Origin of the sequence: Serratia plymuthica NBRC 102599 (assembly GCF_001590925.1) — a bacterium.
GTDB lineage: Bacteria > Pseudomonadota > Gammaproteobacteria > Enterobacterales > Enterobacteriaceae > Serratia > Serratia plymuthica.
Genome location: NZ_BCTU01000046.1, coordinates 1 through 19628 on the forward strand (window position 1 = coordinate 1; position 19628 = coordinate 19628).

At 58.5% G+C, this 19628-nt stretch carries 20 protein-coding genes; 14 read left to right on the forward strand and 6 right to left on the reverse strand.

Annotated features, from left to right (window positions below; genetic code table 11):
- Nucleotides 1-47: 47 nt before the first annotated feature.
- Nucleotides 48-704, reverse strand: coding sequence for a ribose-5-phosphate isomerase RpiA (rpiA, locus tag SPL01S_RS23620; RefSeq protein ID WP_006327765.1), 657 nt, complete (start codon nt 702-704; stop codon nt 48-50).
- A gap of 204 nt (nt 705-908) precedes the next feature.
- Between rpiA and SPL01S_RS23625 the strand changes: the two genes are divergently transcribed.
- Complete coding sequence (locus SPL01S_RS23625) at nt 909-1802, forward strand: LysR family transcriptional regulator ArgP (protein ID WP_006327766.1); 894 nt, start codon at nt 909-911, stop codon at nt 1800-1802.
- Between the two features lie 50 nt (nt 1803-1852).
- On the opposite strand, the gene SPL01S_RS23630 is transcribed toward SPL01S_RS23625, so the two are convergent.
- From SPL01S_RS23630 to SPL01S_RS23640, 3 genes are all read right to left on the reverse strand, one after another.
- A complete protein-coding gene (locus tag SPL01S_RS23630) occupies nt 1853-2584 on the reverse strand; it encodes an oxidative stress defense protein (protein WP_004952521.1) in 732 nt (243 codons plus the stop codon).
- 110 nt (nt 2585-2694) lie between these two features.
- A complete protein-coding gene (argO, locus tag SPL01S_RS23635; protein WP_063203080.1) occupies nt 2695-3312 on the reverse strand; it encodes an arginine exporter ArgO in 618 nt (205 codons plus the stop codon).
- A gap of 123 nt (nt 3313-3435) precedes the next feature.
- Entirely contained in the window at nt 3436-4254 is an 819-nt protein-coding gene (locus SPL01S_RS23640; RefSeq protein ID WP_004952526.1) for an IclR family transcriptional regulator, read from the reverse strand.
- Nucleotides 4255-4629: 375 nt separating this feature from the next.
- Here SPL01S_RS23640 and SPL01S_RS23645 point away from each other — a divergent pair, with 375 nt between their 5' ends.
- The 12 genes from SPL01S_RS23645 (at nt 4630) to SPL01S_RS23700 (ending at nt 16983) form a co-directional block, all read left to right on the forward strand.
- The gene (locus tag SPL01S_RS23645) at nt 4630-6183 is read left to right on the forward strand and encodes a sugar ABC transporter ATP-binding protein (RefSeq protein ID WP_063203082.1); all 1554 of its coding nucleotides are present in this window, start codon (nt 4630-4632) and stop codon (nt 6181-6183) included.
- Nucleotides 6176-7258 carry an ABC transporter permease gene (locus SPL01S_RS23650; RefSeq protein ID WP_063203085.1) on the forward strand — a complete coding sequence of 361 codons (1083 nt, stop codon included), beginning with the start codon at nt 6176-6178 and terminating at the stop codon, nt 7256-7258. The genes SPL01S_RS23645 and SPL01S_RS23650 overlap by 8 nt, the downstream gene beginning before the upstream one ends.
- Nucleotides 7259-7273: 15 nt before the next feature.
- The gene (locus tag SPL01S_RS23655; protein ID WP_062868538.1) at nt 7274-8374 is read left to right on the forward strand and encodes an ABC transporter substrate-binding protein; all 1101 of its coding nucleotides are present in this window, start codon (nt 7274-7276) and stop codon (nt 8372-8374) included.
- A gap of 12 nt (nt 8375-8386) precedes the next feature.
- Entirely contained in the window at nt 8387-9247 is an 861-nt protein-coding gene (locus SPL01S_RS23660; protein ID WP_063203087.1) for an SMP-30/gluconolactonase/LRE family protein, read from the forward strand.
- A gap of 257 nt (nt 9248-9504) precedes the next feature.
- Nucleotides 9505-10503, forward strand: coding sequence for a 3-dehydro-L-gulonate 2-dehydrogenase (gene yiaK / locus SPL01S_RS23665; RefSeq protein WP_006327774.1), 999 nt, complete (start codon nt 9505-9507; stop codon nt 10501-10503).
- Between the two features lie 13 nt (nt 10504-10516).
- Entirely contained in the window at nt 10517-10990 is a 474-nt protein-coding gene (locus SPL01S_RS23670) for a NanQ anomerase/TabA/YiaL family protein (RefSeq protein WP_063203089.1), read from the forward strand.
- A 97-nt stretch (nt 10991-11087) separates the two neighbouring features.
- Complete coding sequence (locus SPL01S_RS23675; protein WP_013814412.1) at nt 11088-12383, forward strand: MFS transporter; 1296 nt, start codon at nt 11088-11090, stop codon at nt 12381-12383.
- Nucleotides 12383-13873, forward strand: a complete 1491-nt coding sequence (locus SPL01S_RS23680) for an FGGY-family carbohydrate kinase (protein WP_063203091.1) — start codon at nt 12383-12385, stop codon at nt 13871-13873. Before SPL01S_RS23675 ends, SPL01S_RS23680 begins: the two co-directional genes overlap by 1 nt.
- Complete coding sequence (gene ulaD / locus SPL01S_RS23685; protein ID WP_063203094.1) at nt 13870-14526, forward strand: 3-keto-L-gulonate-6-phosphate decarboxylase UlaD; 657 nt, start codon at nt 13870-13872, stop codon at nt 14524-14526. Before SPL01S_RS23680 ends, ulaD begins: the two co-directional genes overlap by 4 nt.
- Nucleotide 14527: 1 nt before the next feature.
- Nucleotides 14528-15388: an L-ribulose-5-phosphate 3-epimerase gene (locus SPL01S_RS23690; protein WP_004952556.1), complete on the forward strand. Its 861-nt coding sequence runs from the start codon at nt 14528-14530 to the stop codon at nt 15386-15388.
- Entirely contained in the window at nt 15382-16083 is a 702-nt protein-coding gene (gene araD / locus SPL01S_RS23695) for an L-ribulose-5-phosphate 4-epimerase (protein WP_062868548.1), read from the forward strand. The genes SPL01S_RS23690 and araD overlap by 7 nt, the downstream gene beginning before the upstream one ends.
- A gap of 201 nt (nt 16084-16284) precedes the next feature.
- A complete protein-coding gene (locus tag SPL01S_RS23700) occupies nt 16285-16983 on the forward strand; it encodes an RluA family pseudouridine synthase (protein WP_063203096.1) in 699 nt (232 codons plus the stop codon).
- A gap of 58 nt (nt 16984-17041) precedes the next feature.
- Here the strand turns inward: SPL01S_RS23700 and SPL01S_RS23705 are convergent, their stop codons facing one another.
- Nucleotides 17042-17581 (reverse strand): DUF2058 domain-containing protein, encoded by a 540-nt coding sequence (locus tag SPL01S_RS23705; RefSeq protein WP_063203098.1) that lies wholly within the window; start codon nt 17579-17581, stop codon nt 17042-17044.
- Nucleotides 17582-17853: 272 nt separating this feature from the next.
- On the reverse strand, nt 17854-18720 hold the full coding sequence (mscS, locus tag SPL01S_RS23710) for a small-conductance mechanosensitive channel MscS (RefSeq protein ID WP_063203100.1): 867 nt from the start codon (nt 18718-18720) through the stop codon (nt 17854-17856).
- A 216-nt stretch (nt 18721-18936) separates the two neighbouring features.
- Here mscS and SPL01S_RS23715 point away from each other — a divergent pair, with 216 nt between their 5' ends.
- On the forward strand, nt 18937-19605 hold the full coding sequence (locus SPL01S_RS23715; protein WP_013814419.1) for a DUF1345 domain-containing protein: 669 nt from the start codon (nt 18937-18939) through the stop codon (nt 19603-19605).
- The last annotated feature ends 23 nt before the right edge of the window (nt 19606-19628 follow it).

A 19628-nucleotide genomic window follows, 5' to 3' on the forward strand; every position in this document is an offset into this window, starting at 1 on the left:
ACATACAAGATAAAGGCGCACTCTACGCGCCTCCGTAGCATGGGGGTTTATTCAACCACCTTCACGCCGTCAGGCGTACCGACCAGCGCCACATCCGCACCACGATTGGCGAACAGGCCGACGGTCACTACCCCGGCGATGCCGTTGATTTTGTTTTCCAGCGCAATGGCATCCATGATACTCAGGTTATGCACATCGAGGATCACGTTGCCGTTGTCGGTCAGCACGTTCTGACGATATTCCGGCAGGCCGCCCAGCTTCACCAGCTCACGCGCCACATAAGATCGCGCCATCGGGATCACTTCCACCGGCAACGGGAATTTGCCCAGCACGTCCACCTGTTTGCTGGAGTCGACGATACAGATAAACTTGCGCGCGATGGCGGCAATGATTTTTTCACGCGTCAGCGCCGCGCCGCCGCCTTTGATCATCTGCATTTGGCGGTTGATTTCATCCGCGCCGTCGACGTAAATATCCAGCGAATCCACTTCATTGCTGTCGAACACGTGGATGCCCAGGCTTTTCAGCTTGGCGGTAGAGGCGTCGGAGCTGGACACCGCCCCTTCGATCTGGTGCTTGATGGAGCCGAGTGCGTCAATAAAGTGGGCGGCGGTAGAGCCGGTGCCCACCCCAACGATGGTGCCCGGGGTAACGTAATCCAGCGCTGCCCAGCCAACCGCTTTTTTCAGTTCATCCTGCGTCATGATATGTCCATTGCCTCTGTACGAAAACGTGTGCGTATTATAGGGTAAATCGCTATTTTTCACTCCGGCAGGATCACACTTCTTCACCCTAAGCCGCATTTTTAGGCGCGCCGCAGCAAGATAGCCCCGTGATTTTTCCACCTGTAAAACGCCAGAAATGTGGCATAGTGCCAGTATCAATCTAATTTAAGGGATATCTTTCCGATGAAACGCCCAGACTATCGAACGCTGCAAGCGCTGGACGCGGTGATCCGTGAGCGCGGCTTTGAGCGCGCCGCGCAGAAACTTTGCATCACCCAATCGGCGGTATCCCAGCGCATTAAACAGCTGGAAAATCTGTTCGGCCAGCCGCTGCTGGTGCGCACCGTACCGCCGCGGCCGACCGAGCAGGGCCAGAAATTGCTGGCGCTGTTGCACCAGGTGGAACTGCTGGAAGAGGAGTGGCTGGGTAACGACACCGGCGCCGATACGCCGCTGCTACTGTCGCTGGCGGTCAACGCCGACAGTCTGGCGACCTGGTTGCTGCCTGCGCTGAAACCGGTGCTGACCGATTCCCCCATTCGCCTGAACCTGCAGGTGGAAGACGAAACGCGTACCCAGGAAAGGCTGCGCCGCGGTGAAGTGGTGGGTGCGGTGAGTATCCAGCCGCAGCCGCTGCCAAGCTGTCTGGTGGATCAACTGGGCGCACTGGATTATCTGTTCGTCGCCTCGAAAGGCTTTGCCGAGCGCTACTTCCCGAACGGCGTCACGCGCTCCGCGCTGCTGAAAGCGCCTGCGGTGGCGTTCGATCATCTCGACGATATGCATCAGGCTTTCTTGCAACAGAACTTTGATCTGTCGCCGGGCAGCGTGCCTTGCCACATCGTGAACTCGTCGGAAGCCTTCGTGCAACTGGCGCGCCAGGGCACCACCTGCTGCATGATCCCGCACCTGCAAATTGAGAAAGAGCTGGATTCGGGTGAGCTTATCGATCTGACGCCGGGCCTGTTCCAGCGCCGCATGCTGTTCTGGCACCGCTTCGCGCCGGAGAGCCGCATGATGCGCAAAGTGACCGACGCCCTGCTGGAGCATGGCCGCCAGGTTCTGCGCCAGGATTAAATGGAAAAGGTTCGCCGTGGCGAACCTTTTTTACTGCAACAAGCCTGCCGTTACTGAGCGGCGTTGCGCTGCAACTCGAACACCACATCGACCTGATCGTCAAAGTGAATGCTTTGCTGTTCGTAGGTTTGCGCCGCATCGGTTTCCGCCGCTGCACCCGCGGATTTATACATGCGCGCCACCGGCATCGGTTGGTAGTTGGCCACGTGGTAACGAATACTGAAGACCGGCCCCAGCTTGGCGTTAAACCCTTTCGCCAATGAAGCGGCCTGCTGGGTGGCGTTCTCAATCGCCTTCTGACGCGCCTGCTCACGGTAAACATCCGGCTTCGCCACTCCCAGCTCAACTGAGCGGATCTCGTTCAGGCCGGATTTCAACGCGCCGTCCAGCAGCTCGTTCAGTTTATCCAGTTGACGTAACGTCACCTGTACCTGACGTACCGCACGGTAGCCTTTCAGTACCGACTCGCCGGTTTTCAGGTAATCATATTCCGGCTGAGTGCGCAGATTGGCGGCGCTGATGTCTTTCTTCTCGATATTGTTTTTCTGCAGGAAATCGAAATATTGCGCCACGCGCTCGTCGACCTGCTTTTTCGCCTGCCCGGCGTCTTTGGAAGAAACGCTGACTTCGATAGCCAGCGTCGCGATATCTGGGGTAGCGTCTACGCTCGAGGTACCCGAGGTGACTACGTGTGGCCCTTCCGGCAACTCCGCCGCCTGCAGCGCCAGAGGCAGCGTCCCTAATCCAACCATTGCGGCCATAGCCAATGCTTTAAGCTTCACAGTGTCTCCTTGATGACAGGCTGTAACTGATTACCGGCCTGACAGCCGGTTCCTTGGCATAAAACGTAGCATATCACGCGGGTTTTTAAATTCGGATTAGTGACAAATTCTTATAAATTTGCCCCCTGCCAGGCCAATTGCCCTGCGATGGCCCACATCACCAGCCCCACCAGCGTATTGATAATGCGCTGCGCCAGTTGGGTTTTCAGCCACGGCGCCAGCCAGGAAGCCAACAGGGCCAGCGCGAAGAACCAGACGATGGAGGCGCTCACCGCACCCAGCGCAAACCAGGAGCGCACATCCGGCGTCAGTTGGCCACCCAGGCTGCCCAGCACCACAAAGGTATCCAGATAGACATGCGGATTGAGCCAGGTCACGGCCAGCATGGTGACCACCAGACGCCAGCGGCTCTGTTTCAACTCCTCTGCCGTCGCCAGGGCCAAGTGTCGGCTGAACGCCGTGCGAAATGCGCCCCAGCCGTACCACAGCAAGAACGCCACTCCGCCCCAGGTGACGGCCGCCAGCAACAGCGGCGCACGGCTCAGTAAGGCGCTACCGCCGAAAATACCGGCGCAGATCAACACGATATCGCTCAATGCGCACAGCGACGCAATCATCAGATGGTACTGACGGCGGATGCCCTGATTCATCACAAAGACGTTTTGCGGGCCAAGCGGCAAGATCATCGCGGCGCTCAAGGCGAAGCCCTGCAGAAAGACAGCTAGCATGGTGTTCCTCACAGAGAAAAAGCGCCGTTCGGGGGGCGCGTGTCGGTCAACACGCGCATCATACGAGGAAGTAATTATTAGGTGAAATTGATATTTCTAATCAAGTATCAGGGATGCTAATACTCAAGCCGGGATCACAAACCCCAATTCCTGGGAAATGCGCTGTGCCGTCGCCAACACCGGCTTGATCAGAGCCTTCACGCCAATCTGTTGCAGTTTGGCGGTCGGCAGCGACACCGACACCGCATAGGGAACCCGCTGCTGGATATCAAATACCGGCGCCGCCACGCAGGACACGCCCAGCTCATTCTCTTCACGATCCATCGCCATGCCGCGCTGGCGGATATCGGCCAATTCCTCATACATCTTCGGCAACTCGGTAATGGTATTGCGCGTCAACGTCTGAATCTCTTGCTGATGGGTTTGCCAATAGTGTTCGGGATAGTCGCTGTTGCCGTAGGCCATGAAAATCTTGCCCATCGCCGAGCAATACAGCGGCATATGCTGGCCGATATAGGCACGGGTGCGCATCATGCCGGTGGTCGGCTCCAGTTTGTAGATCAGAATGACGTGGTCATCTTCCCGGCTGGAGAAATTCACCGTCTCCCCCACTTCCAGATTCAGCTGTTCCAAATGCGGCGCGGCAACGTGGATGATATTCAGCGAAGAAAGCGCCTTCTGGCCGATGGAAATAAACTTGGTGGTCAGGCGATAGCTGCCAGGCGACGGCGCCTGAGTCACATAGCCGCTGGTATGCAATCCCTGCAACAGACGATGGACAGTGCTTTTGTTCATTCCCGCCAGCTCGGACAGGTGCGCCAGCGGGCAGCCATTAGGGAAATTGCTCAGGATCTCGATCAGTTGCAAACCACGGAACAGGCTTTGGCTGCCCAGGGGTTTATCTTTCTTGTCATCTTTCTCGTCGACAGCTTTCAGGCTCATAACGCAATTTCTCCAGTGTCGAGCCGCCGGCCAACGCCACGGCGTGGCAAGCGGACCCTTTGTCGGGAATGTTACCCCAAGGCCCGCATCAGGTGAAGACGGAACGCCGTTTCATTGTCAGCAGCAGGTTGAAAATGCGCAACAATCGGGTAATCCCTGAAGTGAGTTGTTCGTCACAATTCCGCAAAGAGACAAATAACACATTGTTTTAAAACAACAATTAAAATGCCTCTGGCTTTGCTTTAGATCACCGATCGGCATATTATTTTTGAAATTGAATTTCGCATAATGAAATTTAAAGGCGATATAACAACCAGAAGTTCACCCATTTTGCATTGCGCCGATCGCGCATGCCGGACACCAGGGGCGCATCACATGACACCAGACAATGCGGAACAACCCATTCTCACCCTCAGCCACATCGTCAAACGTTTTGGCGGCAACGTGGCGGTCAATGACGTCAGCCTGCAAGTGATGCCGGGCGAGGTACTGGCGCTGCTGGGCGAGAACGGCGCAGGAAAATCGACGTTGATCAAGGTGTTGGCGGGGGTTTACCCGCGCGACGGCGGCGACATTCAGTTTCAGGGAACCAGCATAGCCTCCGCTGCGGCGATAAAAAGTGACAGCCGCCAGCCTATTGCCTTTATTCATCAGGATCTCGGGCTGATCGAATGGATGACGGTAGCGGAAAACATGGCGCTGGTGATGGGCTTCCCGCGCCGTTTTGGCTTGATCGACTGGCGCGCCATCCGCCACCGCGCCGTTCAGGCGTTGCAGGACGTCGGCATCGCGCTGGATCCCGATGCCAGGGTATTCGAACTGTCGCGCACCGAAAAATCATTGCTGGCGATCGCCCGGGCGGTGGCGGTCAATGCCGAATTGCTGGTGCTGGATGAACCCACCGCCTCGCTGCCCGCCAACGACGTGCGCCATCTGTTCGCGGTCATCAACCGGCTGCGCGCCAAAAAAGTCGGCATGATTTACGTCACTCACCGGCTGGATGAAGTGATCGAGATTGCCGACCGGGTGTGCGTAATGCGCGACGGGCGCTACGTGGCCGGTGGCAATACCGCCGACTACACACTGCGCGATCTGGTGCAGATGATCGTTGGCGAAGCCATGGCCGACGATCAGCGCGAGCCGCTGCCGGAACACCGGCCGCCGGTATTGCAGCTCAATAACCTGGTGGTGGGCGATATCGGCCCGGTCAGTTTCAGCCTGCAACCGGGCGAAATGCTGGCGCTGGCCGGTCTGCGCGGTGCCGGGCAAGAGGAGATCGGCCGGCTGCTGTTCGGTCTGCGCCAGGCCGACGGCGGCGAGATCCGTTTTCGTGACCAACCCTATACGGCCGGCAACCCGCAACAGGCGATGGCCTGCGGCGTCTCATTGGTGGCAGGCGATCGTACCGGCGAAAGCCTGGTGATGTCGATGAGCGTGCGTGAAAACCTGTTTATCAATCCGACGGCTTCCGGCCACAAGCTGCTTTCGCGCTACAGCCGCCGCGCGGAAATAGGCGCCAGCTGGTGGAAGGTCCAGCTGTTCGATGTACGGCCCAAGGACGTCAATATCGATATCAGCGCCCTGTCCGGCGGCAACCAGCAGAAAGTAGTGATGGCGCGTTGGATGCACCTGGGCGCACCGCTGCTGATCCTGGAAGATCCCACCGCCGGCGTGGACGTCGGCGCACGGGCGGAAATCTATCATCTCTTAAATAAATCCCTGGCAGAAGGCGTGGCGGTATTGGTTGTCTCCAACGATTTTGAGGAGATCGCCCATATCTGCAACCGCGCTCTGGTGTTTAACCGGGGAAAAGTGGTCGGCGAGCTGAAAAATCAGCAGGTGTCATTCGCCAATTTATTGGAACTGGCCTCCGCCAGCGCCGGGGAAACCCTCGCAACAACGTTAGAATCTGAGGTGGGTAATGTCTAAAACATCTGTTAAATCAACGGCACTTGAGCAAAGGGTCAACCTGTCGCAAGACGGCGTCGGGCCGTGGCTGATGCAGGTTCTCACCCGCTACGGCCTGCTGCTGCTGTGTGTTGCGCTGGTTGTCCTGTTTTCGCTGATCGCGCCGTCATTCGCCTCGATGTTGACGGTGCAGGCGATCCTTTCCAGCAAATCCAAGATCGCCCTGCTGGCGCTGGCGGCGACCATTCCGATGATCGTCGGCAAAATTGACCTTAACGTCGGCTTCGGCATCGTGTTGTGGCATATCCTCGCCATCACCCTGCAGGTGGAATACGGCTTCTCGTGGCAGATGGCGGTGCTGACCGTGTTGGTCATCTCCGCGCTGTACGGCCTGCTGAACGGCATTCTGGTGGCGCTGGCGGATATCGACAGCTTCGTTGCCACCCTGGGTTCCGGCACCGTGTTGTATGCGATAGCGCTGTGGCACTCCGGCGGGCGCCAGATCGTCGGCGATCTGCCGGACGCCTTTATCGCCCTGCACCACACCGAGATCGGCGGGATCCCGATCGTCGCGTTCTACGTGTTGATCGTCGCCGTGGTGCTGTGGTTGATCACCGAACATACTCCGCTGGGCCGCTGCATGTACGCGGTGGGCGGCAACCCGGCGGCGGCGCGGTTAAACGGCATCTCGGTCAACCGCTTTACTGTCGGCGCCTTTATTGCCTCCAGCGTGTTGACCGGCTTCAGCGGCGTACTGATCGCCGCCGAACAGGGCGTCGGCCAGGCCAGCGTCGGCATGGACTACCTGCTGCCGGCGCTGGTCGGCGCCTTCCTGGGCAGCACCACCATTCGCCCCGGCCGGGTTAACGTCTGGGGCACCGTGGTCGGCATCGCCATTCTGGCTATCGGCATCGCCGGTATTCAGCAGTTCGGCGGCGAATTCTGGGTCGAGCCGCTGTTCAACGGCGCGACGCTGCTGCTGTCGATCACCCTGGCGGGCTATGCCCAGCGCCGCCGGTTACTCAATCAAAAAGCGGTACAACGCAGCCCGGCCGTTACGGCGGATAAAAATAACCAAAAAGCGATCAATCCTTAACCAGGAGCTCACCCAATGAAACGTCTTTGGATCTTACCGACTACCCTGCTGCTGGCCAGCGCCGCCTCACCCGCCTGGGCCGACGCCTATCTCGATCAGGCCACGGCGGCGGTCGCCAAGGCCACCGCCAGCGTCACCCAGTGGGACGGGCCGACCAGCGGCCCGCAGTTGCAGGCCAACAAGAAAATCATCTTTATCGCTTCGGACATGAAAAACGGCGGCGTGCAGGGCGTGCAAGAAGGGCTTAGCGAAGCGGCGAAAGCCGCCGGCTGGAAGCTGGAAACGTTGGACGGCGGCGGCTCGGTGAAAGACCAGTTGGCTTCGCTCAATCAGGCGATCGCTCAGAAACCGGACGGCATCGTGATCGGCGGTTGGAACCCGAACGTAGCCAAGATCCCGCTGAAGAAGGCCATCCAGCAAGGCATAGTGCTGACCGCCTGGCACGCGGTGCCGGAGCCGGGACCGATCGCCAAATACAATGTGTTCTATAACGTCACCTCAGATTCCAACGAAGTGGCGCGCATCGCCGCCCAATACGCGGTGGTGCAATCCGGCGGCAAGGCCAGCGTGCTGATCTTTACCGATTCTCTGTATCAAATCGCGCTGGACAAGGCCAACGTGATGAAAGAAGAAATCGGCAAATGCAGTGGCTGTAAAGTGGTGGAATTCATCGACACCCCGCTGTCGGACACCTCCAACCGCATGCCGGCCATGACCTTCAGCCTGTTGCAGAAATACGGCGATAAATTCCAGTACGCGCTGGCGATCAACGATTTGTACTTTGATTTCATGGCGCCGGCGCTGAAAACCGCAGGCAAAGGCGGCAAGAACGCGCCTTATAACATCTCCGCCGGCGACGGCTCCATTTCCGCCTATCAGCGCATCCGTTCCGGCGACAGCCAGTCTGCCACGGTGCCCGAACCGCTGAAACTGCACGGCTGGCAACTGCTGGATGAGTTCAACCGCGCCTTCGCCAAGCAGCCACCTTCCGGCTATGTCACGCCGGCGCACCTGGTGACGCGCGACAACATCGCCGCCGACGGTGGCAGCAACAACCTGTATGACCCGCAAAATGATTATCAGGGCCACTACAAAACCATCTGGGGCGTGAAGTAAGCGGAGGTCGGTATGAACGGACTGATGGCGGACCATCAGCTTGAGCGCCTGTGTTCACCGGCCATCTGGGCTGAAGGGCCGGTGTGGCTGCCGCAACAGGATTCGGTGGTGTTCAGCGATGTGAAAGGCAACCGCATGTTCCGCTGGTCACGGCAGGGGGAGCTGAGCCTGTGGCGCTCCCCTTCTCACTACGCCAACGGCAATGCCCGCGACGCCGAAGGGCGGGTGGTCAGCTGCGAGCACGGACGCCGCGGCATCTCCCGCACTGAAAGCAACGGTGAAGTGCACATGCTGATCGAACGCGTTGACGGCAAGCGTTTCAATTCACCCAACGACGTGGCGGTGCGCTCTGACGGCACGATTTGGTTCACCGATCCACCCTACGGCATTACCGGCGACGAAGAAGGTTACAAGTCGGAAAGCCAGGTGATCGGCTGCTATCTCTACTGCTTTGACCCGCGCGACGGTTCGTTGAACATTGCCGCCTGCGATCTGCAGCGCCCGAACGGCCTGGCCTTTTCACCGGATGAGTCGTTGCTGTACGTGGCAGATATGTCGATCGTCGATTTCCCGACCCTCGGCCGCAGCGAATTGCGGGTGTATCAGGTCGATGAGCGTGAGTTGAGCAGCGGCCGGCGTTTCGCCACCGTCACCCCCGGCTTCCCGGATGGCTTCTGCGTAGACAGGGCCGGCAACCTGTTTTGCAGTTGCGCCGATGGTGTGCTGATCTTCGACAGCCAGGGGAAACAGCAGGGAAAAATCGACGTGCCGGAACGGGTCTCCAATTGCACCTTCGGTGGGCCGGACGGCAACGAGCTGTACATTACCGCCACCACCTCGTTATACCGCAGGGTATTGAATACTCAGGGATAACTGACAGGAGAAGTGAACGCAGAGCGGGCCTGTTCCGCTCTGCTTTGTCACGCCTGAAGCACGTCAACAGCCCAAAAACGTGCCGCCGATCACAAAACCATCAGATTAATTTAACCCACTGTTTTATATAAATAACTTTCTCTTTGCTTACTTTGACTTCACTCATCCGCAGGTATAGCATTTATTTGAAATGCAATTTCGCATATTGAAATTTAACGAACGCAAAACACGCAAATACGCCGTAACGGAGAGCCCGCATGAGAGTGAGTTACACCGATCTGAAACAGCAATTCAAACGCGTACTGCTGTCGCGGGGCGTGGCGGAAACCACGGCTGACGACTGCGCCGGCATGTTCGCCGACACCTCGGCCAGCGGCGTTTACTCCCACGGCGTTAACCGGTTTCCGCGCTTTATTCAGCAGCTCGACGCAGGCGATATCGTGCCGGACGCCGAACCCAGCAAGCTGCTGTCGCTGGGCGCAATCGAACAATGGGACGCCCATCAGGGCATCGGCAACCTCACCGCCCGCAGGATGATGGATCGCGCCATGCAACTGGCCGATAGCCACGGTATCGGCTTGGTGGCGCTGCGCAACGCCAATCACTGGATGCGCGGCGGCGGTTACGGCTGGCAGGCGGCGGAGAAAGGTTATATCGGCATCTGCTGGACCAACTCGATAGCCGTGATGCCGCCGTGGGGATCCAAAGAGTGCCGCATCGGCACCAATCCGCTGATCGTCGCAGTGCCGGGTAACCCAATCACCATGGTGGATATGTCGATGTCGATGTTCTCCTACGGCGCGCTGGAGCTGAACCGGCTGGCCGGCAAAACGCTGCCGGTAGACGGCGGCTTCGACAACGACGGCCAGTTGACGCGCGATCCGGCCACCATTGAAGAGAACCGCCGCATTTTACCTATGGGTTACTGGAAAGGATCGGCGCTGTCGATTGTGCTGGATATGATCGCCACCCTGTTGTCCGGCGGATCCTCGGTGGCGGAAGTGACCGAAGACAACCGCGACGAGTACGGGGTATCCCAGGTGTTTATCGCCATTGAGATCGAGCGCCTGATCGACGGCAATACCCGCGACGAAAAGCTGCAACGGATCATGGATTACATCACCAGCGCCGAACGCGATAACCCGGAAGTCGCCATTCGCCTGCCGGGCCATAAATTCCCGCGCATCCAGGCGGAAAACATGCGCGACGGCATTCCGGTCGATGAACGCGTCTGGGCGCGCATTCAGGCGCTGTAACAGGAGAACCGCCATGATATTCGGTCATATCGCCAATACGGCATCCGAACAGTACCCTGCGCCGGTCGCCAACGCCGTCGCCTATTTGCAGAATACCGATTTCAGCGCCCTGCCCGCCGGGCGTTATGAAGATCCCGCCACGGGTTACGTGGTGCAGGTGCTGGATCTGCACACTCAACCGTCGGACGAACTGCGGCCCGAAGTACACCGCAAGAACGTAGACGTACAGTTTCTGGTCAGCGGCACCGAATTGATCGGCGTAGCGGCAGATCGCGGCGATAACCCGATCCATCAGGAATTGCTGGCGCAGCGCGACATCATTTTTTATCAGGACGTCGCGGACGAATCCTGGCTCACAATGCGCCCCGGCAATTTCGCGGTGTTTTTTCCGCAGGACGTTCATCGTCCGGCCTGTATTCATCAACGGCCCTGCGCTATTCGCAAAGTGGTGGTGAAAATACCGCTGGCGTTATTTAACGCCCAATAAGCAACACCGAGTTTATAACCCTGAACGACACGGGCCTGCGGGCCTGTGTAGGCACCCCTACGCCTTAACACCACTAAATGACTCTACAGGTGTATATATGAATACAGCCTCTGTTTCTGTCACCCAAAGCCAGGCGATCCCCAAATTACGCTGGTTGAGAATAGTGCCGCCTATTCTTATTACCTGCATTATTTCTTATATGGACCGGGTGAACATCGCCTTCGCCATGCCCGGCGGCATGGACGATGAACTGGGCATCACCGCCTCGATGGCCGGGTTGGCCGGCGGTATTTTCTTTATCGGTTATCTGTTCTTGCAGGTACCCGGCGGCAAGCTGGCGGTGTACGGCAACGGCAAAAAATTCATCGGTTGGTCGTTGTTGGCCTGGGCGGTGATTTCCGTGCTGACCGGGCTGGTCACTAACCAGTATCAATTGCTGTTCCTGCGCTTCGCCCTCGGCGTTTCCGAAGGCGGCATGCTGCCGGTGGTGCTGACCATGATCAGCAACTGGTTCCCGGACAAGGAACGCGGGCGCGCCAACGCCATCGTCATCATGTTCGTGCCGATCGCCGGCATCCTTACCGCACCGCTGTCCGGCTGGATCATCACCGCCTGGGACTGGCGCATGCTGTTCCTGGTCGAGGGCGCGCTGTCGCTGGTCGTGATGGTGCTGTGGTATTTCACCATCAGCAACCGTCCACAAGAGGCCAAATGGATTTCGCAGGCGGAAAAAGATTATCTGATCAAAACGCTGCACGACGAACAGTTGCTGATCAAAGGCAAAACGGTGCGCAACGCCTCGCTGCGTCGGGTGCTGGGCGACAAAATCATGTGGCAGTTGATTCTGGTGAACTTCTTCTACCAGACCGGGATTTACGGCTACACCCTGTGGCTGCCGACCATTCTCAAAGGGCTCACCAACGGCAATATGGAGCAGGTCGGGATGCTGGCTATCCTGCCCTATATCGGCGCCATCTTCGGCATGCTGATCATTTCCACCCTCTCCGATCGCACCGGCAAGCGCAAAGTATTCGTCGCACTGCCGCTGGCCTGCTTTGCCATCTGCATGGCGCTGTCGGTACTGCTGAAGGATCACATCTGGTGGTCGTACGCGGCGCTGGTGGGCTGCGGCGTCTTTATCCAGGCCGCCGCCGGGGTGTTCTGGACCATTCCGCCCAAGCTGTTTAACGCCGAAGTGGCCGGCGGCGCACGCGGCGTGATCAATGCACTGGGCAACCTCGGCGGTTTCTGCGGCCCCTATATGGTCGGCGTGTTGATCACCTTGTTCAGCAAAGACGTCGGCGTTTACAGCCTCGCGGTGTCGCTGGCCATCGCCTCGGTGCTGGCGTTGATGCTGCCGAACCGATGCGACCAAAAAGCGGGGGCCGAATAATGGACTATTGGCTGGGGCTGGACTGCGGCGGCACCTTTATCAAAGCCGGCCTGTATGACCGGAATGGCACAGAACTGGGCATAGCCCGCCGTACGCTGGAGATTGTCGCGCCGCAACCCGGCTGGGCGGAACGTGACATGCCCACGCTGTGGCATACCGCCGCCGAGGTGATCCGCGAATTGCTGGCCCGCAACGACATTGCCGCCGCTGATATTCAGGCCATCGGCATCTCGGCGCAGGGTAAAGGCGCGTTTTTGTTAGACGAGCAAGGCCGGCCGTTGGGCAACGCCATGCTGTCTTCCGACCAGCGCGCATTGGCGCAGGTGCAAGAGTGGCAGAAACAGGGCGTGCCGCAGGCATTGTACCCACAGACGCGGCAAACGTTGTGGACCGGCCACCCGGTCTCGCTACTGCGCTGGGTCAGGCAGCACCAGCCGGAACGCTACCGCCGGATTGGCAGCGTGCTGATGGCGCACGATTACCTGCGTTACTGCCTGACCGGCGAGCTGGCCTGCGAAGAAACCAATATCTCCGAATCCAACCTGTATCAGATGAGCGGCGGGCGCTATGACCCGGCGTTGGCGCAACTGTTAGGTATCGGCGACATCATGCCCGCCCTGCCGCCGATCGTTGGCTCCGCCGAGATCGCCGGGCGGGTGAACGCCGTAGCAGCCGAGGCTACCGGATTATTGCCGGGAACGCCGGTGGTTGGCGGCCTGTTTGACGTGGTTTCTACCGCGCTGTGCGCCGGGTTGCAGGATGAGACGCGGCTTAATGCGGTGATGGGGACCTGGTCGGTCACCAGCGGCATCACCGACAGCATCACCGAAGGTTTCGACCATCCCTTTGTCTATGGCCGTCACGCCGAGGCGGGGAAATACATCGTGCACGAAGCCAGCCCCACCTCAGCCGCCAACCTGGAGTGGTTCTGCCGCCAATGGGGGCTGAGCGACTACGCCCAACTCAATGACTGGGTCGCCGCGCTGCCCAAGGCCGCCAGCAGCCTGCTGTTCGCCCCCTTCCTGTACGGCTCCAACGCCGGTCTGGGGCTGAGCGCCAGCTTCCACGGCCTACAGGCCTTCCACCAGCGCGAACATCTGGTGCAGGCGATCTACGAAGGCGTGGTGTTCTGTCATATGACCCACCTTAACCGCATGCGGCAACGCTTCCCGGCGGCTAAAGCGTTGCGCGTCACCGGCGGCCCCGCCAAATCGGCGCCCTGGATGCAGATGTTCGCCGACGTCAGCGGCCTGCCGGTGGAACTGCCGCAGGTTGAGGAAACCGGCTGTCTGGGTGCCGCGATGGCGGCCATGGTCGGCAGCGGCGCATTCCGTGATTTCACCGCCGCCCAGTTGGCGCTGGCACCGCGCATCGAACGGGTGCTGCCGGACCCCGCAGCCGGTGAGGCCTATGTTCGAAAACACCAAGATTATCAGGCGCTGATTACGGCGTTGCAAGGGCTGCAATCCGGCCATCAGGAGGTTCCATGAGCAATAAACCACGCCTGCAACTGGCGCTCGACCATACCCGGCTGGAGGCCGCCCTGCAGACGGCAGAACGCCTGCAATCGCACGTCGACATCATCGAGGCCGGCACCATTTTATGCATCAGCGCCGGTATCCAGGCGGTGAGCGCGCTGCGTGAGCGCTGCCCGCAGCATACGTTGGTGGCTGACCTGAAAGTGGCCGATGCCGGTGGCACCCTGGCGCAACAGGCCTTCGGCCACGGTGCCGACTGGATGACGGTGATCTGCGCCGCACCTTTGGCCACCATGGCCGGCGCACTGGAAGTGGCGCAGCAGCATCAGGGGGACATTCAGATTGAGCTGTTCGGCCGCTGGACGCTGGACGATGCCAGACAGTGGCGCGAGCTCGGCATCCGCCAGGCGATCTACCACCGTGGCCGCGACGCGCAGGCCAGCGGGCAAACCTGGGGGCGGCAAGATCTGGATCTGATGAAAGCGCTGTCGGATCTGGGCATCGAGCTGTCGGTCACCGGCGGTATCACCCCGGCCGATTTACCGCTGTTCAAAGATATCGCCGTGACCGCCTTTATCGTCGGTCGGGCGCTGGCGGAGGCTGCCGATCCGCTGGCCGCCGCCGGTCAGTTCCGTTCCGCCATTGATGACATCTGGAGAGGTTGATATGCGCCAGCACCCGTTGGGAATTTATGAAAAAGCGTTGCCGAAACACCTGACCTGGCCCGAGCGGCTGGCGCTGGCCAAAGCCTGCGGTTTCGATTTTGTCGAGATGTCGGTGGATGAAAGCGACGAGCGGCTGGCACGTCTGAGTTGGAGCAAGGAGCAGCGGCTGTCGCTGGTCAGCGCCATGCTGGAAACCGGCATCAGTATCCCGTCAATGTGCCTGTCGGGCCATCGCCGTTTCCCGTTCGGCAGCCATGATGATGCGCTGCGCCAGCGCGCCTTCGAGGTGATGGAACAGGCCATTCAGTTGGCGAAAGACGTCGGTATCCGCACCATTCAGCTCGCTGGGTATGACGTCTATTACGAACAGCAGGACGACAGCACTCTGGCGCGCTTTACCGAGGGCATGCAATGGGCGGTCGAGCGTGCCGCCGCCGCCCAGGTGATGCTGGCGGTGGAAATCATGGATACCGCCTTTATGAACTCCATCAGCAAATGGAAGGCCTGGGACGCTTGTCTGGCATCGCCGTGGTTCACGGTGTATCCGGACGTCGGCAACCTCAGTGCCTGGGGCAACGATGTGGCGCAGGAGCTGGCGCTGGGCATTGACCGCATTGCCGCCATCCACCTGAAGGACACCTATCCGGTCACCGAAAGTTCGCCGGGGCAGTTCCGCGACGTGCCCTTTGGCGAAGGTTGCGTGGATTTTGTCGCCGTGTTCCGCACGCTGAAACAGCTTAATTACCGCGGCGCTTTCCTGATCGAAATGTGGACCGAAAAAGCCGAGGAGCCGGTGGCCGAGATTGTTCAGGCTCGCCGCTGGATCGAACAGAAAATGCAACAAGGGGGAATGACATGCTAACTCTGCCGCAGCTTAAACAACAGGTGCTGGAAGCCAACCTCGACCTGCCCCGACACAATCTGGTGACCTTCACCTGGGGTAATGTCAGCGCGGTGGACCGCGAACGCGGGCTGGTGGTGATCAAGCCTTCCGGCGTGGAATACGAGCATATGGCAGCCGAGGATATGGTAGTGGTGGATCTCGCTAGCGGCCGCACCCTCGAGGGAAGCAAGAAGCCGTCTTCAGATACCGCCACCCACCTGGCGCTGTACCGTGAATTCGCCGATATCGGCGGTATCGTACACACCCATTCGCGCCACGCCACCATCTGGGCGCAGGCCGGGCTGGACATTCCCGCCTGGGGCACCACCCACGCCGACTACTTCTACGGCGCCATCCCCTGCACCCGGCTGATGACCGAGCAGGAGATTGAACATGACTATGAGCTGGAGACCGGCAAGGTGATTATCGACACCTTCCGCCGGCGCGGCATCAGCCCTAACGCCATTCCGGCGGTGCTGGTGAATGCACATGGCCCGTTCGCCTGGGGCAAGGATCCGCACAACGCGGTGCACAATGCGGTGGTGCTGGAAGAAATTGCCTATATGGGGATTTTTTCACGCCAGCTGACGCCGGGTATCGGCAGCATGCAGCAAGAGTTGCTGGATAAACACTATCTGCGCAAGCACGGCAAGAACGCCTATTATGGGCAATAAGTCGGGTTAGCCCGCCCTTGCAGGCAAACCGCCACCGTAGTAGCCAGACGCCGAGAGGCGTCTGGTGAAAACGGCCATTAATATCGCGACATAATCTGCGTGACAGCTTGCCACCCGCCGCTCCGTCAGACGAATAGCCGGATTCGCCAGTCGGTTTAAAATTCGTTATCATCCGCTCCCACTCTTCGTCCGGGTAGCCTGATGTCCAAGATTATCGATACCTTTATTGCCCCGCCGTGCCATGACAAGATCGAAAATCTCTATCAGGACGAGAGTCTGGTACTGATCAATAAACCCGCCGGGCTGCTCAGCCTCTCGGGGAAAAATCCGCAAAATCTGGATTCGGTGCATCATCGGCTGGTACAGGTATTCCCCGGTTGCACCCTGGTCCACCGCCTGGATTTCGGGACTTCCGGGCTGATGGTGATTGCCCGCAATAAAGCTGTCAATGCCGCCCTCTGCCAACAATTCAGCCAGCGAACAGTGACCAAAGTGTACAGCGCACTGCTCTGCGGGCATCTGGACGACGACGAAGGGGTGATAGACGCCGCGATTGCCAAAGACCCGGCGCTGTTCCCGCTGATGTCGATTTGCGCAACCCACGGCAAGCCCGCTCGCTCCGGCTATCGGGTCGTTGAGCGCTTTTATCGTGAGTTGGAAGGCGGGACGTTACTGCCAGTGACGCGGGTGCAGCTAATCCCGGAAACCGGGCGCACTCATCAACTCCGCATCCACTGTCAGCTGTTGGGCCACCCTATTTTGGGCTGTGACCTGTATGGCGGTCGCCTGCTGCCGGGTACCGAACGGATCCCGCGGCTGATGCTGCATGCCAGTGAACTGCATTTTGTTCATCCCATTGGCAAAGAACAGATCAAAGCCCGTCATGCCAGCCCGTTCTGAAAGCGAAAGTCGCTATAACGATGCCGCCGCGAAGGCACCCGATATAGGCAAACGGTAATTACCACATCAAATCATCGGGCACTTTAAAATCGGCATACGGATCTTCTTCATCTTGCTCTTCCTGACTAAGCGCACTATTTAATACAATGCTGTTCGCATCTCGCTGCGCAATTTTATCGGCTACGCTCGCAGGGATGATTGCATATTGGCTCTCAGCGCTGTTATCCGCAACCAAACGAGCAATGGCGAGGCGGCCACTAATCAGCTGAGCTTGGGTTAGCTTATCCACAACGACTTTTTTTATTACATTATTATCTGTGAAGTTAAAACCGATATCGCCTTTTGCAATGTCGATCCTGTTCATTTCAATGAGCTGCTTCACCTGAGCTTTATACTCTTTAGATAAAGCGGCTTGTTTTTGTTGTTCGCTTAGCTGTTTATCACGCTCAAGTTGCGCTTTTTTATTTTCTTCCACCGCCTCTCTTGCCTCACGCGCCTGCACCCGTGATTTTTTAGCGGTTTTTTGGACTTTGGCCATTTTTTTGCTGGTCACTAGTCCCGCTTTCAGCATCTGCTCTTGCAAGGTGAGTTTTGTCATCTTCGTTTCTGAACCCGTTGAATAATTTGTGGGATTATACCTGTAATTTTCGAGGCTGTACCAGAGGCTGGCGTGGCCTGCTGATGCTCCGCGCCTGGTGTCGGTATCGGTGGGCTCTGTCGCCCACCTCCCGCTCTACCGGCTCAGCTTGTACCGCCAGGTACCCGCGTCTGGATCTGCGTTGCCAAACTGACAAAACGAAAAGCCGAGGCTGCCTCTCAGGGAGATAACCTCGGCCAGCAATAAAAAAAGGGGCCTGGGCCCCTTCTCGCTTATTCCGCTTTAGCGGCGGCTTGTTCAGTGCGATAGAGATGAACGTCCATCTGCGGGAACGGAATGCCGATGTTGTTGGCATCCAGCGCGCGCTTGAAGTTTTCCATCAGATCGAAGTACACGTTCCAGTACTCCGCGTTGGTGGTCCAGGAACGGGTCACGAAGTTCAGCGAAGAGGGTGCCATTTCGTTCAGACGCACGGTCACGCCCTTGGCATGCATAACGCGTTTGTCGGCCGCTATCACATCGCCCAGCACCTTTTTCACCACGTCGATGTCGGCGTTATAGGCCACGCCCACCACGATATCCACACGACGATTCGGCTCGCGGGAGTAGTTGATGATGTTGCCGGCAATGATTTTGCCGTTCGGCACCACGATGGTTTTGTTGTCTGCGGTACGCAGAGTGGTGGAAAAAATTTGCACCTGATCGACAGTACCGGCCACGCCGCCCAGATCAACATACTCGCCCACGCGCAGCGGACGGAAGATCACCAGCAGCACGCCGGCGGCAAAGTTGGACAGCGAGCCCTGCAGCGCCAGACCCACGGCCAAACCGGCGGCACCCAGTACGGCGATCACCGAAGTGGTCTGCACGCCAATGCGCCCCAGCACCGCAATAAAGGTAAACGCCAACACGCCATAACGCACGATCGCAGACAGGAAATCAGCTACCGTGGCGTCAATGCCGCGCAGCTTCATCACGCGGTTTAATGCGTTGCCGATCACTCGGGCAATAATCGAACCGATAATCAGGATAACGATGGCGGCGACGATGTTAGCCGCGTACTGGATCAGCAGATCCTGGTTCTTCACCAGCCAGTTACCGGCGCCGTTGATGCCATCCACTACATTCAAATCTTTCATTCGTGTCGTCCTAACTTTGTCCCTAATGGGATAAACTCGCAAAAATATACTGACATCAATCGCCAGTTGGAAACCACCGTCTTAGGTTAACCAACATTCGTCCAGCATCCAACCGTAAGTGCTAAAAATAACCGAAACAACGGCGTGTTTGCAGCCATATCCTCTATGCTAAACAAAGCGCTATCCCCATTAAGTTAATCAGGAACCCCATCCGTTATGTACATTCCTTCGTCGATTAAACACTACTGGCAGGTTCGGCCGAGGCTGCTGCTTTCGGTGGGGGCCGGCATTCTGTGCTACCTGCTGCTGCCGGCTCAGCTTTCTGAACTGCAACGCCTGATGATCGGCTGGAACGTGCTGGCCTGGCTCTACCTGCTGTTTCTCTGGCGCTTGATGCTGGTGAGCACGCCACAGCACATCCGCCAGATCGCCCGCTTGCAGGATGAGAGCGCCAGTATGGTGTTGGCGCTGGTCAGCATCGGTTGCCTGGTGAGCATTCTGTCTATCATGTTTGAATTGGGCACGGCCAAACAGGTCAGTGACTCGCTGAAAACGCTGCATCTGACGCTGACCGGTGCCACGTTGGTGGTGTCCTGGCTGCTGCTACCGACCGCCTTCACCATGCATTACGCCCACCAGTTTTACCGTAAGGGCGCGCAGCAGGACCCGCTGCCGCTGGTGTTTCCCGGCAATCTTGCCGAACCGACCTATCTGGACTTCGCCTACTTCTCCTTCACCATCGCGGTGGCGTCGCAAACCGCCGACGTGGCGGTGGGTGCGGCGGAAGTGCGCAAAATCACCCTGCTGCAATCGGTCATCTCTTTCGTGTTCAATATGGTGATCCTGGGGCTGTCGATTAACGTCGGCGCCGGCCTGTTGAGCTAAAACGAAAAAGGGTCGCCTCGGCG

Excerpts from the sequence above, each read along its gene's own strand:
- SPL01S_RS23700 (WP_063203096.1), top strand. The coding sequence starts at position 16,285 with ATGTCCAAGATTATCGATACCTTTATTGCCCCGCCGTGCCATGACAAG.
- araD (WP_062868548.1), top strand. The coding sequence starts at position 15,382 with ATGCTAACTCTGCCGCAGCTTAAACAACAGGTGCTGGAAGCCAACCTC.
- SPL01S_RS23675 (WP_013814412.1), top strand. The coding sequence starts at position 11,088 with ATGAATACAGCCTCTGTTTCTGTCACCCAAAGCCAGGCGATCCCCAAA.
- SPL01S_RS23715 (WP_013814419.1), top strand. The coding sequence starts at position 18,937 with ATGTACATTCCTTCGTCGATTAAACACTACTGGCAGGTTCGGCCGAGG.
- mscS (WP_063203100.1), bottom strand. The coding sequence starts at position 18,720 with ATGAAAGATTTGAATGTAGTGGATGGCATCAACGGCGCCGGTAACTGG.
- SPL01S_RS23655 (WP_062868538.1), top strand. The coding sequence starts at position 7,274 with ATGAAACGTCTTTGGATCTTACCGACTACCCTGCTGCTGGCCAGCGCC.
- SPL01S_RS23625 (WP_006327766.1), top strand. The coding sequence starts at position 909 with ATGAAACGCCCAGACTATCGAACGCTGCAAGCGCTGGACGCGGTGATC.
- ulaD (WP_063203094.1), top strand. The coding sequence starts at position 13,870 with ATGAGCAATAAACCACGCCTGCAACTGGCGCTCGACCATACCCGGCTG.
- rpiA (WP_006327765.1), bottom strand. The coding sequence starts at position 704 with ATGACGCAGGATGAACTGAAAAAAGCGGTTGGCTGGGCAGCGCTGGAT.
- SPL01S_RS23670 (WP_063203089.1), top strand. The coding sequence starts at position 10,517 with ATGATATTCGGTCATATCGCCAATACGGCATCCGAACAGTACCCTGCG.
- argO (WP_063203080.1), bottom strand. The coding sequence starts at position 3,312 with ATGCTAGCTGTCTTTCTGCAGGGCTTCGCCTTGAGCGCCGCGATGATC.
- SPL01S_RS23680 (WP_063203091.1), top strand. The coding sequence starts at position 12,383 with ATGGACTATTGGCTGGGGCTGGACTGCGGCGGCACCTTTATCAAAGCC.
- SPL01S_RS23645 (WP_063203082.1), top strand. The coding sequence starts at position 4,630 with ATGACACCAGACAATGCGGAACAACCCATTCTCACCCTCAGCCACATC.
- SPL01S_RS23650 (WP_063203085.1), top strand. The coding sequence starts at position 6,176 with ATGTCTAAAACATCTGTTAAATCAACGGCACTTGAGCAAAGGGTCAAC.
- yiaK (WP_006327774.1), top strand. The coding sequence starts at position 9,505 with ATGAGAGTGAGTTACACCGATCTGAAACAGCAATTCAAACGCGTACTG.
- SPL01S_RS23640 (WP_004952526.1), bottom strand. The coding sequence starts at position 4,254 with ATGAGCCTGAAAGCTGTCGACGAGAAAGATGACAAGAAAGATAAACCC.
- SPL01S_RS23705 (WP_063203098.1), bottom strand. The coding sequence starts at position 17,581 with ATGACAAAACTCACCTTGCAAGAGCAGATGCTGAAAGCGGGACTAGTG.
- SPL01S_RS23660 (WP_063203087.1), top strand. The coding sequence starts at position 8,387 with ATGAACGGACTGATGGCGGACCATCAGCTTGAGCGCCTGTGTTCACCG.
- SPL01S_RS23690 (WP_004952556.1), top strand. The coding sequence starts at position 14,528 with ATGCGCCAGCACCCGTTGGGAATTTATGAAAAAGCGTTGCCGAAACAC.